The 16,715-nt window shown below is 38.5% G+C and carries 14 protein-coding genes; 8 read left to right on the top strand and 6 right to left on the bottom strand.

Going from position 1 to position 16,715, the window contains the following annotated elements; all coding sequences use genetic code 11:
- Position 1 precedes the first annotated feature (1 nt).
- The 3 genes from V6260_RS11520 to elbB form a co-directional block, all read right to left on the bottom strand.
- A complete protein-coding gene (locus V6260_RS11520) occupies positions 2-2,569 on the bottom strand; it encodes a diguanylate cyclase domain-containing protein (RefSeq protein WP_341594207.1) in 2,568 nt (855 codons plus the stop codon).
- 159 nt (positions 2,570-2,728) lie between these two features.
- Positions 2,729-3,124 (bottom strand): c-type cytochrome, encoded by a 396-nt coding sequence (locus tag V6260_RS11515; RefSeq protein ID WP_149593319.1) that lies wholly within the window; start codon positions 3,122-3,124, stop codon positions 2,729-2,731.
- 233 nt (positions 3,125-3,357) lie between these two features.
- The gene (gene elbB / locus V6260_RS11510) at positions 3,358-4,005 is read right to left on the bottom strand and encodes an isoprenoid biosynthesis glyoxalase ElbB (protein ID WP_341594206.1); all 648 of its coding nucleotides are present in this window, start codon (positions 4,003-4,005) and stop codon (positions 3,358-3,360) included.
- 523 nt (positions 4,006-4,528) lie between these two features.
- Between elbB and polA the strand changes: the two genes are divergently transcribed.
- The 3 genes from polA (at position 4,529) to V6260_RS11495 (ending at position 8,855) form a co-directional block, all read left to right on the top strand.
- Positions 4,529-7,264 (top strand): DNA polymerase I, encoded by a 2,736-nt coding sequence (polA, locus tag V6260_RS11505; protein ID WP_341594205.1) that lies wholly within the window; start codon positions 4,529-4,531, stop codon positions 7,262-7,264.
- 488 nt (positions 7,265-7,752) lie between these two features.
- Positions 7,753-8,340, top strand: a complete 588-nt coding sequence (locus V6260_RS11500) for a YceI family protein (protein WP_341594204.1) — start codon at positions 7,753-7,755, stop codon at positions 8,338-8,340.
- Entirely contained in the window at positions 8,337-8,855 is a 519-nt protein-coding gene (locus V6260_RS11495) for a DUF1285 domain-containing protein (protein WP_341594203.1), read from the top strand. Before V6260_RS11500 ends, V6260_RS11495 begins: the two co-directional genes overlap by 4 nt.
- Positions 8,856-8,858: 3 nt before the next feature.
- Here V6260_RS11495 and yihA read toward each other — a convergent pair whose 3' ends face one another.
- The gene (yihA, locus tag V6260_RS11490; RefSeq protein WP_341594202.1) at positions 8,859-9,524 is read right to left on the bottom strand and encodes a ribosome biogenesis GTP-binding protein YihA/YsxC; all 666 of its coding nucleotides are present in this window, start codon (positions 9,522-9,524) and stop codon (positions 8,859-8,861) included.
- Between the two features lie 283 nt (positions 9,525-9,807).
- Between yihA and V6260_RS11485 the strand changes: the two genes are divergently transcribed.
- The 3 genes from V6260_RS11485 (at position 9,808) to V6260_RS11475 (ending at position 12,327) form a co-directional block, all read left to right on the top strand.
- Positions 9,808-10,440, top strand: a complete 633-nt coding sequence (locus tag V6260_RS11485) for a c-type cytochrome (RefSeq protein ID WP_211000293.1) — start codon at positions 9,808-9,810, stop codon at positions 10,438-10,440.
- Positions 10,441-11,190: 750 nt separating this feature from the next.
- Positions 11,191-11,799, top strand: coding sequence for a Der GTPase-activating protein YihI (gene yihI, locus V6260_RS11480; RefSeq protein WP_341594201.1), 609 nt, complete (start codon positions 11,191-11,193; stop codon positions 11,797-11,799).
- A gap of 12 nt (positions 11,800-11,811) precedes the next feature.
- Positions 11,812-12,327, top strand: coding sequence for a DUF2489 domain-containing protein (locus V6260_RS11475; RefSeq protein WP_341594200.1), 516 nt, complete (start codon positions 11,812-11,814; stop codon positions 12,325-12,327).
- 76 nt (positions 12,328-12,403) lie between these two features.
- Here V6260_RS11475 and hemN read toward each other — a convergent pair whose 3' ends face one another.
- Both hemN and yjgA read right to left on the bottom strand, forming a co-directional pair.
- Entirely contained in the window at positions 12,404-13,777 is a 1,374-nt protein-coding gene (hemN, locus tag V6260_RS11470; protein WP_341594199.1) for an oxygen-independent coproporphyrinogen III oxidase, read from the bottom strand.
- Positions 13,778-13,889: 112 nt separating this feature from the next.
- Positions 13,890-14,423 carry a ribosome biogenesis factor YjgA gene (gene yjgA / locus V6260_RS11465; protein ID WP_058547636.1) on the bottom strand — a complete coding sequence of 178 codons (534 nt, stop codon included), beginning with the start codon at positions 14,421-14,423 and terminating at the stop codon, positions 13,890-13,892.
- 144 nt (positions 14,424-14,567) lie between these two features.
- On the opposite strand from yjgA, the gene pmbA reads away from it, so the two are divergent.
- Both pmbA and V6260_RS11455 read left to right on the top strand, forming a co-directional pair.
- A complete protein-coding gene (gene pmbA, locus V6260_RS11460; protein ID WP_341594198.1) occupies positions 14,568-15,917 on the top strand; it encodes a metalloprotease PmbA in 1,350 nt (449 codons plus the stop codon).
- A gap of 117 nt (positions 15,918-16,034) precedes the next feature.
- Positions 16,035-16,517: a DUF721 domain-containing protein gene (locus tag V6260_RS11455; RefSeq protein ID WP_341594197.1), complete on the top strand. Its 483-nt coding sequence runs from the start codon at positions 16,035-16,037 to the stop codon at positions 16,515-16,517.
- Positions 16,518-16,715: the final 198 nt, after the last annotated feature.

The raw sequence follows: 16,715 nt of genomic DNA, 5'->3' as shown, positions 1-16,715 counted from the left end.
CTTAACTTAGCTGCGACTGAGACACCGAAGATGTGTTTTGTGTGTGTGTGAGCGTGTGCTGCTTACCTACAAAAAAAGCTAGTCCGTGCTTATCTAATAGGGCTCTAAAATTAAGTATGGACGGGCCTTTTGCAATCACTTTAATATTCTTAAGCTGGGTAATTGTAAGCACTCCCTGTAGCTGTAAATCAAAGCTATCTTGTTGTAAAACACGTTTACTAAATGTTGAGCTAAGTAGTAAATAATCAAAGTCTATTTCAGTTAGTAAGTTTAGCTCGCACCTATCTTTGGCAAAGTTATTAAGCCCTACAGAAAACCCTAACTGGGATAACTTTTTAAGGTTATCTATTTGCATCGCACTGGCATGGCGAATTTCTTGCTCATCAAATAATAAGCAAAGCTGACTTTGCCCTTGTTGTTTATTTAATACCTCGGTAAAAACAATAAACTCCAGCTGTTCAAGCAAAATACTTGAACAGGGTACAAGTGCCATTGCGACCCCCGCACTAATAGCTTGCGAATATGCTTGTTGCAATAATTCTAATTCAACTTGTACGTGCTGATCTTTATCAGTTGCAAACTTTTTCAAAATATCAAAACTAGTGCAACCTAAAACAGGGTGTTCGCCAAAGGCTTCAAATAAAGACTCTGACTGAAATTGTTCATTAAGTGTAATAATTTCGCTGCTTTTAAAATGCATTGGAAGCATGTCTAGATGATGAAGTGTTTGCGATTCTTGTGTAGGAATTGATTGCGTTAATAATGGATGATAGAGCTCGTAGCGGTCTCGACCTGAATTTTTAGCATAATACATCGCTGCATCCGCATCACGTATAATTTCATCTGTATGAGTATATTGTGGCTGTGAAAACGTAATACCAATACTAGCACCGCTTTTAATACACGTGCCTTTACTACAAAATGGTTTTTTCATTATATCAATAATACGATTCGCAACATCTTCTGCTTGTTGTGACTCTGTTAGATGAGTTAATAAAATAACAAATTCATCGCCACCTAAACGTGCAAGTAAATCATGCTCGCGTATACAATGAGCAAACAAATCACCCACGCTTATTAAAAACTGATCGCCAGCTTGATGCCCTAGCTGATCGTTTATATCTTTAAATTTATCTAAATCAATAAACAGTACTGCAAAATGGTGCTCTGGAAAGCGCTGATAATTTTGTAGTGTTTTTTCTAGCTGTGTTAAAAATAAGCTACGGTTGGGTAAGCCGGTTAATGAGTCGTGATGAGCATCGTGATAAAGTTGCTGTTCAATTTTTTTACGCTCATCTATTTGCATTTGCAAATGCAGATTTGTTTGTTGAAGCTCTTTTGTTTTTTCACTAACTCTAAACTCAAGCTCTTGATGACTTTTTTCAATAGCTTGATTAGCTAACTTAGTTTGTAAAACAGCTGCAATTTGGTGCGATACAAAGGTAATTAGTTCACTGTCGTCTTGACTGAAAATGTGTTTATTATTATACGCTTGGCAAACAATTAAGCCCATTACACCTTGCGATGTTTTGAGAGGAGCACCAAGCCAACTAGTTGCTTGGTGCTCTAAAGGGACAGGGGCTGAGCGTTGTACCACGCCGCTTTTTAATAGCTCCCTAGCTCTACAAGGGTGTATGAGCTGTGTTTGCTCAGTACTAATTACTAACTCACTATAACCTTTAGCAAAACGCCGTGGCTTTGCTACCTCTCTAAATTCATCAGCGTAATAGGGAAAGTCTATCCATCCGCTGTCTTTGTTATATAGCGCAATATATAAATTTTCGGCATAAGTAATGGTTTTTATTATTTGATGTATTTGAAGATAGGCATCATCAAGATTTTTTACTTGTGTGGCAAGCTCAGAAATTTTAAATAATATTTGTTGTCTTTGCAGTGCGTGTCTTCGTTGCTCCACTTCAATATTCAATGCATCATTACTTTGAGTAAGTGCACGGGTACGAATTTTTACTTCTGACTCAAGGAGCTCTCGTTTTTTTACTCGCTCTATTGCTGTCGCTAAATAGAGTGACATAAATTCGAGTAATTGTATTTGTTGAGCGCTATAGCTTTTCTTTGTGTCGTAACTTTGTGCTGCTAATACGCCAATGATATTTTGTTCTTGGTAAACCGGTACGCCTACCCAATGTTCTGCCGGGGTGCCTAATGCTTTAAATAAGCCTTCTGCTGCAGCATCTTGCATTTGTTGCTTAGTAAAACATGTCGTTTTACCCTGTTTAAATACATAACCTGTGGCGCCTTCATCAAAGCTATTTGATTGATTCAGAGCAACTGAAATACCATCTTTTTCATCTGAAAAGTAAGAAAGCTCTAATGATTGGCTATTTTGATTTAGTAGCACGACATAGAAGCTCTTACTCGGTATATATTTTTGTAAAATATCGTGTATGGCAGGGTAAAGTAAACTTAGTTCAGCTACAGTACTTGCCTGCTCTGATAATTGGATCAGGGCACTTTGTAAGTGATGAGATTGCTTGTACTTTTCAAGTAGCGCTTGGAGTTTTTTATTTTTTCGCGCTATTTTACTCAATACAGTGAGTTTATCTTCCAATGATGTTGCCGATTATTTTTTTTGTATAGTTATTAACCTATAATTTCATTTTTCAAGCTAGTGGTCAAGTAGCTATTATAGTGATGTTTGGGTTGAAAATGATAAATTTTGTATCAAAAAGGCCTACATAAAGTAAGCCTTTTTAATATTAAATAATATTTATTTAGAAGTCATGAAGTCAATAGCAGCGCTAATCTCATCATCAGAACAATCCATACATGTGCCTTTTGGAGGCATAGCATTAAAGCCATTTAGTGCATGCTCAAGTAAAGTGTCTTTACCTTTAGCAATACGTGGGGCCCAATCGTCAGCCGATTTAGGCGCGCCTAGTGCACCAGTGCCGTGACATGCAAAACATGCACCTTGATACACTTGTTCACCAGAACGAGGGCCTGTAGGCGCCGCTGCAACTGCAGCTTTATCGCCTTCAAGGTATACAGCACCAACCGGCGCGAGACGTGCTTTAATTGCATCTTCAGTCATAGAGTTATCATATGGCTGTGCGTATGCAGTGGTTGCTAGCATTAATAATGCTGCAGCTGTTAATTTTTTCATTTTGCCTTGCTCACTTCGATTTGAACGTGATCAATCACGATTAAAGATGACGGAAATTAAACCGATTATAACTCTCTGAGCCAATTTATAAAATGCTAAGAGCCGTTTTTATTAATAAAACTGACTACTTTTTGCGTTAACGCAATAAAATTTAATTATTTACTGTTTTTTGTTAAGCAATTTAATAAGCGCAATCAGTCATACAATTAACTTTTTAGATCCTAAGATCAAAATCAATTTATTGATAATACGTTACTAACTAGTTTTGCGATCCCTTCGTCGGCTTCAATAATCGATTCTGCCAACATGTAAGCAGGGGTGGTAACTAGCTTATTTGGTTTATCGATAATTACATCGTCAACCGCACAATTTATATGTTCAGCGCCTAATGTGCTTAGCGCTTGTGCTGTCTCTACATCGTTACCAATAGTAAGTGCGGCGTTATCGTAAATAAATGGGATTAATGCGGGTGCAATACACATATAACCTGCAGGCTTATTCGCTTTTGCAAATGATTTACAAGCATTAAGGACGTCCTGATTGATATTTGCTTTTGCGCCTTTAATTGCAAAATCACATAAGTTTTTTGCAGCACCGAAACCGCCAGGTACAATTAATGCATCAAACTGAGTCACGTCTAGTTCAATCAGCGATTTAATGTCACCTCTTGCAATGCGTGAAGCTTCTGTTAATACATTGCGTTTATCAGGCATTACTTCACCTGTTAAATGGTTAATGGTATGAAGCTGTTCAATATCTGGTGCAAAACACTGATACGTTGCACCATTTTTGGCTATATGTAATAAAGTTAAAATTGCTTCATTAATTTCACTACCATCGTACACACCAGACCCTGCTAATATTACTGCTACGTTTTTCATGCTTTTGTGCCTCTAAAGTCTTTTTATAAGTCGATCGGATGAAGTTTAACATGCTCAAAATTTCAGGCGAAAATAAATTTTTAGTACAAAAATCATTCGCAGTGCAAGTTGTTTTGCGGTTTATGCCATTTGCGATCACTTTGCCTTTTAAAAAAATATAAAGGATCGCTATGATCTTCGATCCATTGTGCTAGAATACTCCTCCGGTTATTTAAATGGACGCGAATAATCAAAGTGAATAACAACACAAGTAGTCGTTAGAAAACCTTTTTCCACATTGGTTTAAAATAATAAAAAAAGAACCTCGTATTATCTTTTTTAAATTAAAACATGCAGTTAAAGTATTTTCTAGGCATTTTATAATGCTTTGGAAGAATAGCTTGTGGCTGTTATCTACACACTTATCCACAGCTTGCTATAGTTTTAATAACACGATAAGCAGTAATTCTCTGTCGTTTTATTTACTACCTTATGGCATGCTTATGATTACCTTAATTTTTTGCATTTAGGATCCAAATTCACCATGGCTCAGATCCCCGAAAACCCACTTATTTTAGTTGATGGCTCGTCATATTTATTTCGTGCTTATCATTCTCCGCCGCATTTAACTAATTCTAAAGGTGAAGCTACGGGCGCTATTTATGGCGTGATCAACATGCTTAAAAGCTTGATCAGACAATATGATCCCTCACACATGGTGGTGATATTTGATGCTAAAGGCAAAACGTTTCGTAACGATATGTATAGCGAATATAAGGCAAATCGCCCGCCGATGCCGGATGACTTACGTACGCAAATAGCACCAATACATAGCATTATCAAAGCGATGGGTTTTCCGCTAATTAGCATCGAAGGCGTTGAAGCAGATGATGTTATTGGCACATTTGCACGTATTGCAACTGAGCAAAAACGGCATGTCCTTGTCTCCACTGGTGATAAAGATATGGCGCAACTTGTAAATGAGCATGTAACACTTATTAATACCATGACCGACAGTATTTCAGACCCACAAACCGTAGTAGAAAAATTCGGTGTAGGCCCTGAGCTAATTATCGATTATTTAGCATTGATGGGTGACAAGGTTGATAACATACCGGGTGTTGAAGGGTGCGGTCCTAAAACAGCAGTTAAGTGGCTCCAAAAGTATGGCTCGTTGCAAGGTGTAATGGATAACGCTGGTGACATTAAAGGTAAAATAGGTGAAAAGTTAGCTGCAGCTCTCGATCATCTGCCTTTAAGTTATGAGCTTGCAACAATAAAATGTGATGTTGAGGTTGAATCTGATCTTGATACCTTTAAGCTCCAAGAGCCAAATAAAGATGAGTTAATTGCATTATATGGTGAATGCGAATTTCGTCGTTGGTTAGCTGAGCTATTGGATGATCCTAAAACCGCAGATACACATATAGATGTGCCTACTGAGGCAAATGAGCTGCCAAAAGTAGAAGACGCCCATTACGAAACTATTTTAACGCAAGCGCAATTTGATACGCTTATTGAGCAGTTAAATAGTGCTGATTTATTTGCATTTGATACAGAAACTACCAGCCTTGATTACATGAAAGCGCAATTAGTGGGTATGAGTTTTGCCGTAAAAGCGGGTGAAGCAGCTTACTTACCTGTTGCGCACGACTACCCAGGAGCACCTGAGCAATTAAGCCTTGAGTTTGTAATGCAAAAACTTGGGCCAATTTTAGCTGATGCAAATAAAGCCAAAGTAGGGCAAAACCTTAAATACGACAAAAGTGTATTAGCGAATGCAGGTTTTGCGCTAAATGGTATTAAGTTTGACACCATGCTTGAGTCATACGTATTTAATAGTGTGGGTACACGCCATGATATGGACTCGCTAGCACTTAAATACCTAGGTCATAAAAATATTAGCTTTGAAGATATTGCCGGCAAAGGTAAAAAGCAACTTACCTTTAACCAAATTGAACTTGAAAAAGCTGCGCCTTACGCTGCAGAAGATGCCGATATTACTTTGCGCCTACATGAAGTGCTTTGGCCAAAAATAGCGGCTGATGAAAAACTAAAATCGGTATTTGAAGATATAGAAATGCCACTTGTTAGTGTGATTTCTGATATTGAACGCACAGGTGTAGCAATAGATAGCAATATGCTTGCAGCGCACAGCCAACGATTAGGCGAGCGTTTAATTGAACTTGAAAAAGAAGCATTTGAAATAGCGGGCGAACCATTTAACTTAAGCTCACCAAAACAATTACAAGTTCTATTATTTGAAAAGCTTGATCTGCCAGTTATTAAAAAAACGCCTAAAGGTGCGCCTTCAACGGCTGAAGAGGTACTGCAAGAGCTTGCCCATGATTATCCATTACCAAAAGTAATTATTGAACATCGTGGATTATCTAAGCTTAAATCAACGTATACCGACAAATTACCGTTAATGGTCAATGAGAAAACCCAGCGTGTGCATACGTCTTATCATCAAGCGGTTACAGCAACAGGGCGTTTAAGTTCAACCGATCCTAACTTGCAAAATATACCAATTCGCTCTGAAGAGGGACGCCGTATTCGTGAAGCCTTTATAGCCGCAGATGGCTATAAAATTGTTGCTGCCGATTACAGTCAAATTGAGCTGCGTATTATGGCGCATCTTTCACAAGACAAAGGTCTATTAAATGCATTTTCTAACGGCTTAGATGTACATAGTGCAACTGCCGCTGAAGTATTTGGTGTAGAGCTTGATGATGTAACTACCGATATGCGCCGTAAGGCGAAAGCAGTAAACTTTGGCTTAATTTACGGTATGTCGGCATTTGGTTTAGCACGTCAACTAGATGTGCCACGCCACGAAGCGCAGCATTACATAGATAAATACTTTGAACGTTTTCCTGGTGTATTAGAGTACATGGAAACAACACGCGAAAAAGCAGCTGAAAATGGCTACGTTGAAACTATTTTTGGTCGTCGCCTGCATTTACCAGAAATCAATGCGCGCAATGGCGCTCGACGCAAAGGTGCTGAACGTGCAGCAATTAATGCACCAATGCAAGGCACAGCGGCAGACATTATTAAAAAAGCAATGTTAAGTGTACATAGCTGGGTAAGCGAGCAGGCACCAAATACGATTAAGTTACTTATGCAAGTTCACGATGAACTGGTATTTGAGATTAAAACGGATTGTGCACAAGCGTACACAAAACAATTTTGTGAACTCATGTCACAAGCGGCCACACTTGATGTGCCTTTAATCGTAGAAGCCGATGAAGGTGAAAACTGGGAACAAGCTCACTAATACTTAATTATTTATTTACTTTAAAGCGCCACTAGGCGCTTTTTTTATGACTGTAAAAAACTAGCGCAATAATGCTTTAGGTTTTTGCTGTGAACAAGGTTTAGTTAAAAGTAGGTTAATTTAAGCAACTATTTGTATTAAATAGTTATATGTTCGTCAATTCGAACTGTTTTTAAGGAATATCATTGTATTTTTATACGCTCTTTTGTTAAAGTCCCGCCCGTCCTCATCCTGTAGGACATCCTGTTGATGATGCATCTGAAAGGGTGCAACAAATTGATAGCTTCTCCCCAGTTTGCTATACCGGCCTACCATATTTTTGGTGGGCCGTTTTTTATTCTGCTCCTAAAAACTCAGCTTTATTAATTTTGCTTATCGCGTTATCCATTCGTTACTTTGAGGTGGTTTGGGTACATCGCAGGTGGTACCATCAAAGAGCTATTATTTTTGATTCCTATTATTTTCATTTTATTACTAAGGAGTGCGTTATGTTTAAAGCATTAGCTATTGCAGGTTTTTCTTTATCAAGTTTAGTCATTTCTAATGTTGCTCAGGCTGATTGGCAGCTTGTTAATGATAAAAGCCAATTGAGCTTTGTATCAATTAAAAAAGATTCAGTTGCAGAGGCCCATCACTTTACCAATCTTGAAGGTATACTAACAGATAGCGGTAAGTTTAGTGTAAATGTCGACTTAAGCTCTGCAGAAACGCTTATCCCAATCCGTAATGAGCGTTTAGCTAAACTATTATTTGAAGCGAGTAAATTTCCAAATGCTGTTTTAAGTGCTGATTTAGCCAAAGAACTTAGTAGTGTTAAAAAGCCAGGTCAGCATGTGCTTAAAGGTATTAATGCTGAACTTAATTTTCATGGAAATAAAAAGCCATTCAAAATAGATGTGTTAGTAACTAGCTTACAAAACGGTGACTTAAGTGTGTCATCTTTCACACCGATTATTATTAATAGTGATGATTTTGGCGTAACGGAAGGTGTTAAGCAGCTACAAAAATTAGCGGGGTTACCGTCAATAGCGACAGCTGTACCCGTTACATTTTCACTAACACTTAAAAAACAGTGATCTCACTTGCACAGCTTAGTAAACAATTAAGCGAGCCAAGCAAACAGTTTGACAGCTGGCAGCCAACTCATTGTGGTGAGCTGCCAATTGTTATTGGTGAGCAAGGGCAATGGTTTTACGATGGCAGTGAGATAACTCGCATTGCTATGGTGAAGCTATTCGCCAGTGTTTTATGTAAAGAAGGTACGCAATTTTACTTAAAAACCCCAGTCGAAAAAATAGCGATAGAAGTGCAAGATGCGCCATTTATAATTGTGGACTGGCGTTTTGAAAATACAGCACAAGGAAAGGTTTTGTGTTGTGTAGATAATATTGCTAGGCAATGGCTCATAAGTGCTGAACAGCCATTAACTATACAAAACTATAAAGGTATAGCCGTGCCCTATTTACAGCTACCGTATGGTTGCTGTGCACGTATAAATAGAAGTGTGTTTTACCAGTGGGCTGAAATAGCCGCAGAAGATGAGCGCGGCTATTATATAAAATCAGCAGAAGAAAAGTTTTATCTTTCTTAGCAATTAGGCGTTAGGGTCTGTTTCTTCGCTTTGTTTGTCTTGTGGTGGAATTGCTACAACGGGACCTAAGTACCATTCATCTAGCTTTTTAGCGACTTCAGGTAAGCCTGTGCCTTTAAGCGATGAAAATGCATGTACAGTAATGTCACCATCAAGCTCGCTTAATTCACGACGTACTTGTAATACCTGTGCCTTACGCGCACCTTGCTTAAGCTTGTCTGCTTTTGTTAAAAGGGCAAGTACAGGTATTTCGCTACCTATAGCCCAGTTAATTAAATCTTTATCTAAGTCTTTTAACGGATGGCGAATATCCATTAATACCACGATACCCTTTAGGCTTTGGCGTTTTTGCAGGTATTCACCTAACGACTTTTGCCATTTCTTTTTCATTTCAATTGGCACTTTAGCAAAACCATACCCAGGTAAATCGATTAAGCGCATGTCGTCAACATCGGCAAGTTCAAAGGTATTGATTAGCTGAGTACGCCCAGGTGTTTTACTAGTACGAGCTAGCTTTTGGTCTGTAAGCGCATTAAGCGCACTAGATTTACCTGCATTTGAGCGACCAGCAAACGCGACTTCAATTCCCGTATCAGCAGGTAATTTAGTAATGTCTGGAGCGCTTGTTACGAAAGACGCAGTATTATATTTGATACGAGATTTGAGCACAGGCTCTCCTAAAACTTAAAAATGGTCATGTTGAGTAAACTAAATTCACTCAGGGCGCGTATTTTATACTATAAAGGATGTATTAAAAAGCGTATTTAAACACCTTAAAGCAGCACAAATGGCACATTAAAAGACACTTAAAGCTTAATCTAGGTCAAAACCCTATAATTTATAAGCTTAATATGAGTAGAAAACGTGCCAGAGAATTTTTTATCGTGTAGAATACATATATTAAAACTATCTATATTGTAGATGATACAGGGTCGGAAACAGAGAATTCACCATGAAAAAAATAGCACTATCTTTAACAATATTGCTTGGTGCGTTGTCAGCAAGCAACGCAACAGCATTCGATGGCGATGTAAACGCAGGTAAAGAAAAATCAGCAACGTGTGCGGCTTGTCACGGCCCAGATGGTAATGCGCCGGTTAATATCTACCCTAAGCTTGCAGGTCAACATCCAGATTATATCCTTAAGCAACTTCAGGATTTAAAATTAGGTATGACTTCTGGCGGTAAAGAAGGTCGTATGGATCCGGTTATGAGCGCTATGGCGATGCCACTTAGCGAGCAAGACATGAAAGATTTAGCTGCCTATTTCTCTTCATTGAATATGTCTGAAGGTTCAACACCTAAAGATGTGGTTGAAGTTGGTAAAATGCTTTTCAAAGCGGGCGACGCAGAACGTGGAATTCCATCATGTGCAGCATGTCATGGCCCTCGTGGTAACGGTTCATCGTTAGCTAAGTTTCCAAAAATTTCTTTTCAACATCCAGAATACATCAAGTCTCAACTTGAAAAATTCCGCGATGGCACGCGTAGTAATGACCTAAACGGCATGATGGGCGATATAGCTAAGAAATTAACTGATAAAGACATTGAAGTGCTTTCTCAGTACTTAGGTGGTTTACACTAAAGTCGTATTTATCTAGCCCTTACTAGATAATAGACTGTAATGTGTTGAAAAAAGCAGCTTAGGCTGCTTTTTTTGTATGTTAATTTACCGATATAACCCTTCGTCTATGTGAGACATTGACCATGTCAAGCTGTAAGAAAAGTCCTCTTTTAAATTTTTGCTTTAAGTTAACTAATTGAAAATTAAATACTTTACCTCATGTTAATGTAATCATTATAATAAAAGTTATATAAACCAGTTGTAACAAAATTATTAACGAGTAAATTAACCACTGTCGCAAAACAACAATAACAAAATGGATTATGCTAAAGGAAAATGGCGCGACACGACTACATAGCACAAGATGGTGCTACTAAAGGAAATAATAAAAAAGAGTCAGGACGACCGAGAATAATAAAAAACTCATGGAAGTTTAATAATAAAAACAAAAAGGAATGTTACAGGGAAGGTATTAATAATAACAAAACGGACTGATAATAATAAAAATAATAAAGACTAAAAAAAGTCGAAGGGAGAAGTGTCCAGATAATGGCGCTCAGATTAGCAGGCGGTAGAGATGTTTTCTCTACCGCCTTTTTATTTGTCCTGTTACAATACCCACCGTTTAAAATTAGCGATTATTAGCTAAGGCGCTTTTTAATGAGTAACCCAACCTCTATAGCGCAAACTGAATTCTTCTGGCTAGGCCAGCACTGCGATGCCCATTAAGTTGCGCCTCGCTCAAAACCTCTTAAGTGAGATGATCAAGATATGAGTAGAACTAAAAAGTCACGCAAAAGCCCATCAAATGGACCTGTTCGTCTAAGCCAAGACAAACTTAAAGAAATGCGCGCATTGAAAGAGCAGCGAGTAAAAAAAACCAAAGGTGCTAAGCCTGGTTCTCGTAACGCTCCTGAACTATTAGATAATGATAGCCAAAAAGGCGGTTACACGCCGAAAGATAAGCGTGTAGGTAGTAAAAAAGCAGTGCCATTAATTGCTACAGCACCTGAACCTAAAGTTGAAATGAAACGTAACTTAAAACCTACGGTTGAACTTAAAAAGGTTACTGAGCCTGAGATTACACCAGAACAAGAGCTTGAAGCTCTTGAAAATGATGAGCGCTTACTAAAATTAGTTGAGCGTCATGAAAAAGGTGAAATGCTAACTGGTAAAGATGCTAAGTACTTTAATAGCCGTATTGCTCGCCATCAGGCCTTATGTAAAATCCTTGGTATTGAAGATGAGGATGAAGACGAGTTTGAAGACGAGTTTGAAGATGATTTCGAAGATGACTTTGCAAGTGAAAGCAACGCAGACTTCGATCAATACTTATCTGACGATTTAGCCAATGAATGGCTAGACGAAGACGACAAATAGTAAGGGCAAATAATGAGTACAGCGTTGATCATAGCCTTATTTGTAGGTGCTGCGATTATTGCTGGCTTAGCATTTTATGCGGGTCAGTTGCTTTATAAGTTAAGTGCACAAAAAAAGCTAATTGCAAAAACTCAAGCTGAGCAGCAAAAAAAGCTTAAAAAGTCACGTTTAGAGCGTAATGCTAAATTGGCCGACAGCATTCATTTAATTGCTCGTGCAATGAACGAAGAGCAGTGTGAGTTTTCAGAAGGGTGTTTGCGTATTTGGGTACTTATGTCTCAATACGCATTTGAAGATGAGCGTGATTTAACGGTTCAGTACCCTGGCATTTTTGAAATGTACGAAGTAGTTAAAGAAATGCCAACGCATGATGCTCGTAAAAAATACTCTAAAAAAGAGATTTTTAAACAAGACACGGCTCGTTGGCGCGCAGAAGAAAAGCTTAATGATGCTATAAAAGCTGATTGCGCAAAAATTATTACAGAGTTTAAAGCTGCTCCTGGCAGCGATAAAGTAGTTTTTAATTAAGTACTTTTGATAATGTAAAAAAGCAGACCTAGGTCTGCTTTTTTTATGTCGATGTATTTATTACCCAAAGTTCAGGCTAAATTACTCTGGAAAATCGCGTTGCGTTAATTTGGTTTTGTAAGTGAGCATCGAAGCACATGCAAATTATACGTATAAATAAATTACCGCGCGGCGTTACTTTAATCGTATTGTTATTGATTGTTACCATGGCATCATCTATTAGCGGTATAAGTGCAGTGAGAGCATCTGCAAAGTAACTATTAAATTCAATACCATGCTTATTGGCAAACTCTTCTGTATTAAGCTCAAACTGGCAAATAAGCTGTTTAATAGCATCAGCACGTATTATGTCATCAGTATTTAAATGCATCCCTTTATTAATCGCACAGCCGCTTTGTGTTTCGGTTGCATGATAATATTGCTTTAGCTCTTTTTGGTTTTGCAAAATAGCACTGCCAATTTGTGAAATAGACGATACACCTAAGCCCAGTAAATCACAGTTACCATGTGTGGTGTAACCCTGAAAGTTACGGTGTAGCTTAGCTTCGTTTTGTGCAGTTGCTAGCTCGTTTTCGGGGCGAGCAAAATGATCCATGCCAATAAATTGATATCCTGCTTGAGTCATTTGTTCAAGAGTGTTTTTGAACATAGTCAGTTTGTCATGCGCGCTAGGCAAATCTGCATCTTTAATTTTACGCTGTGCAGCGAAGCGCTCCGGCAAATGAGCGTAATTAAATACCGATACACGGTCAGGGTTTAACGCAATTAATTGCTCAATAGTATGCTTAAAGCTTTGAGGTGTTTGTAGTGGAAGCCCATAAATCATATCTGCATTAATTGATTTAAAACCAAGCTCGCGCGCTTGAGTAATTAGTTGCTTAACTTTACTGGCTTGTTGTGGGCGATTTACAGCAAGTTGCACCTCATCATTAAAATCTTGAATACCAAACGATACGCGGTTAAAGCCTAGCACACGCAAATCAGCGAGCATGTTGTCGCTAAGCGATCGTGGGTCTATCTCTATTCCACGCTCAGTTGTATGAGTAAAATCAAAATGCTGCTCTAATAAAGTCACTAAGCGAGTCATTTGCTTGGTATTTAAAAAAGTGGGAGTTCCACCACCTAAATGTAATTGCTCTACCGTGTAGTGTTTAAAAAGGGGGGCTTGGGCTTTAATCTCTTTAGCAAGGTAATCTAGATATACATCTGCTTTTGATTGATGACGAGTAATAATTTTATTACAGCCGCAGTAATAACAAAGCTGACTACAAAACGGAATATGTATATACAAAGATAGTGAACGACTAGATGATGACTCAATGGCGCTTAGCAAGTCTTGCTGGTTGTAACCTTCGCTAAGAGAAAGTGCCGTAGGGTAAGACGTGTAGCGAGGACCAGAAACATTATATTTGTTTATTAGGGAATCATCCCATTTTGGAAGTTCTATCATTACGCGCACCTTTATATTAATAAGGTGCAAATTATAAAAAGCTTTGTAAGCAGAGATTTTGATCTACAACAAAAAAAGGTGCCGCAGCACCTTTTTAACTTTATTTTTAACGCTAGTAAGTCACTGTATGAGCATCTTTAAGGTACTGAAATAACTCTTTGTAACCTTTACCAGGCTTTTCAGCTTTAGCTTCTTTGGTCGCATTACGAACTAATTGGCGTAACTGTTGGCGGTCTAGCTCAGGAAACTGCTCAATGGTTTCATTAATTAGATCATCACCTTGTTCAATTAAATCTGCGCGAAGCTGCTCAATTTTTTTAACCAATACTTCAGCTTGGTTATTTTTATTTAGCATTACATCGATTATCGCTTTAATTTCTTCGATGTTTTCTACAGTACGAAGCGTTTTAGCAATGTAGTTTAAGTGGCGACGGTAAGCATCACTTTTATTACTAATTTTATCAGCAACAACCATGGCCTCTTTTAAATCGTCATTTAATGGTAGGCGCTCACGCTGTTTTTTACCCATTTTGGCAATTTCAGAACCTAACTGATGAAACTCTTGCGCTTCGCGCTTAAGCTCCGTTCTTGATACATATATAATTTCTTCTTCGATTTCAGCAGGCTTGCCTTTTTTCTTTGCCATGGGGTGCTCTTAAATAAAAATAACTTTTGCCATTATACGCGATTCTTTTAGTGATTAATATTAGCTGATGTGGTGCAGTGAGTGTGTTAGCATTTAACTATAAAAAATGCGTGCAATATTGCCTTAAGGCTCAGGACTTAATTTATGAAAAGCCAACAACACGATCCAATTTATTCTCAAATCTCTCAAGTAAAAGATGCCGTAGCCGAAGTGCTTGAACATGCAAAAAAGTTGGGTGCAACAGCTGCAGAAGCTGCGATGTCGAGCACATCTGGTTTATCGGTTAGTACACGTATGGGTGAAGTAGAAACCATTGAATTTAACCAAGACGGTGGTTTAGGTATAAGTGTATATGTTGGTAATAATAAAGGCTCGGCGTCTACCGCCGATTTGAATCCAAAAACACTGCGTACCGTTGTAGAAAAAGCGATAGATATAGCTAAATTCACATCGGATGACCCATTTAACGGCGTTGCTGATAAAGAATTGCTTGAGTTTGCACCAAAAGATTTAGACTTATACCACCCGTGGGATGTAAGCCCAGAGCAAGGTATTGAGCTTTGTCATGCTGCAGAGCAAGCTGCATTAAATGCTGATGAGCGAATTGTTAATTCAGACGGTGCCAGTTTTTCATCGCACCAAGGTTTACGTGTATATGGCAACAGCCATGGCTTAATTGCAGGTTTTCCTCGTACTCGTCATAGCATTAGCACTATGGTAATAGGTAAAGAGGGCGAGCATATGCAACGCGATTCTGCTTATACTGTTGCGCGCGACCAAGCTGGTTTAAACGATGCAGCGGCAGTTGGGCTTGAAGCCGCTGCAGAAACTCTCGCTAAACTAAACAGCCAAAAGTTAGGCACAATGAAAGTGCCTGTTATTTTTAGAGCTGATATTGCTAATTCACTGTTTGGCCATTTAGTATCGGCCATTGGTGGTGGTGCACTTTATCGTAAGTCGAGCTTTTTACTCGACAGCCTTGGCACACAGGTATTTAGTAACTATGTAAATATAGCTGAGCGCCCACATATTTTAAAAGGCTTGGCATCATCGCCTTTTGATAGCGAAGGGGTTAAAACGCTTGATCGTGAAATAATCCAAGGTGGCGAGTTACAAACCTATTTATTAGCAAGTTACGCTGCACGTAAAATGAATATGACGGCAACAGGCCATGCTGGCGGTATACATAACTGGTTAGTTGAACAAACTCATAACGATTTATCGGCTTTATTAAAAACCATGGGTACTGGTTTATTAGTTACTGAGCTTATGGGCCAAGGTGTAAACACCGTTACGGGTGACTACTCGCGTGGAGCAGCTGGTTTTTGGGTCGAAAACGGCCAGATACAATACCCAGTAAGTGAGATTACTATTGCCGGAAATTTAAAAGATATGTTTAAAGGCATTAGTGCAATTGGTGGCGATATTGAGCGCAGAGGCGGTATTCAAACTGGCTCAGTACTTATAGAGCAAATGCAAATAGCAGGCGCTTAATACCAATTTTCAATAATACTTAATTAAGTGAATTGGTATAATATAAAAGCGCTCAGTTAAGCCAAACATTTACGTGCTTGGCTTGACAATGCTTTATTTAAATTTATGGGGTGTTAAATGGCAAAAGATAGATGTGCACCAAAGCCGTTAACCGACATTATGGCGGGGCTCAACAACCGCTTATCGGCCTATGCAGGTAAAAGCCAAGCACTTGATAAACAGCAAACTCTATTAAAAGAGTTTTTAGGACCTAAGCTGAGCGAAAAGTGCAGAGTGAGTAACTACCGTGATGGTACGTTAATGATTGAGGCTGTATCGGCTTCTATCGCGCTTAAGCTTAATTATTTGAAAATGGATATGCAGTCACACTTTAGAGCAGCAGGAATGGCAGAGCTTGGGCAAATAAAAATTACTGCAAATCCGCAAGCTACTCAACGATTAAGCGCTACTGGCAATAAAAGCCAAGCACAAAGCGCAGCTACGGGAAATTCTCGTAAAATGAGCACTCAAACCTCTGATTATTTAAATGCGATTGCTGCATCTGCACCACCTTCTTTAAAAGAAAAATTAGAGCGCCTGGCTCTGCACGGAAAAAAATAATTTTTTGAAATTCAAATAATTTGTTATTGGTAGGGCTATTTTGTTTGCTCATCGCATTCAAAATACTTTGTTACATATTCTATTTTAATGTTTGTTTAATGGGGTTTATTATACCCATATGGCGTACTTTTATCTGAGTTCGCTCTTGATACCCATTCCATTAAGTAAAAGCGTGTAGGCAGTGCTATTTTTACTCCT

The organism is Pseudoalteromonas aliena, assembly GCF_038155085.1.
In the GTDB taxonomy this organism is placed as follows: Bacteria; Pseudomonadota; Gammaproteobacteria; order Enterobacterales; family Alteromonadaceae; genus Pseudoalteromonas; species Pseudoalteromonas aliena_A.
The sequence above is the reverse complement of the archived record's forward strand: the minus strand, read 5'-3'. Positions and strand labels throughout refer to the sequence as shown.

What these genes read in the sequence shown, in the direction of transcription:
- V6260_RS11515 (WP_149593319.1), bottom strand. Translation starts at nt 3,124, where the DNA reads ATGAAAAAATTAACAGCTGCAGCATTATTAATGCTAGCAACCACTGCA.
- elbB (WP_341594206.1), bottom strand. Translation starts at nt 4,005, where the DNA reads ATGAAAAACGTAGCAGTAATATTAGCAGGGTCTGGTGTGTACGATGGT.
- polA (WP_341594205.1), top strand. Translation starts at nt 4,529, where the DNA reads ATGGCTCAGATCCCCGAAAACCCACTTATTTTAGTTGATGGCTCGTCA.
- V6260_RS11500 (WP_341594204.1), top strand. Translation starts at nt 7,753, where the DNA reads ATGTTTAAAGCATTAGCTATTGCAGGTTTTTCTTTATCAAGTTTAGTC.
- V6260_RS11485 (WP_211000293.1), top strand. Translation starts at nt 9,808, where the DNA reads ATGAAAAAAATAGCACTATCTTTAACAATATTGCTTGGTGCGTTGTCA.
- yihI (WP_341594201.1), top strand. Translation starts at nt 11,191, where the DNA reads ATGAGTAGAACTAAAAAGTCACGCAAAAGCCCATCAAATGGACCTGTT.
- V6260_RS11475 (WP_341594200.1), top strand. Translation starts at nt 11,812, where the DNA reads ATGAGTACAGCGTTGATCATAGCCTTATTTGTAGGTGCTGCGATTATT.
- hemN (WP_341594199.1), bottom strand. Translation starts at nt 13,777, where the DNA reads ATGATAGAACTTCCAAAATGGGATGATTCCCTAATAAACAAATATAAT.
- yjgA (WP_058547636.1), bottom strand. Translation starts at nt 14,423, where the DNA reads ATGGCAAAGAAAAAAGGCAAGCCTGCTGAAATCGAAGAAGAAATTATA.
- pmbA (WP_341594198.1), top strand. Translation starts at nt 14,568, where the DNA reads ATGAAAAGCCAACAACACGATCCAATTTATTCTCAAATCTCTCAAGTA.
- V6260_RS11455 (WP_341594197.1), top strand. Translation starts at nt 16,035, where the DNA reads ATGGCAAAAGATAGATGTGCACCAAAGCCGTTAACCGACATTATGGCG.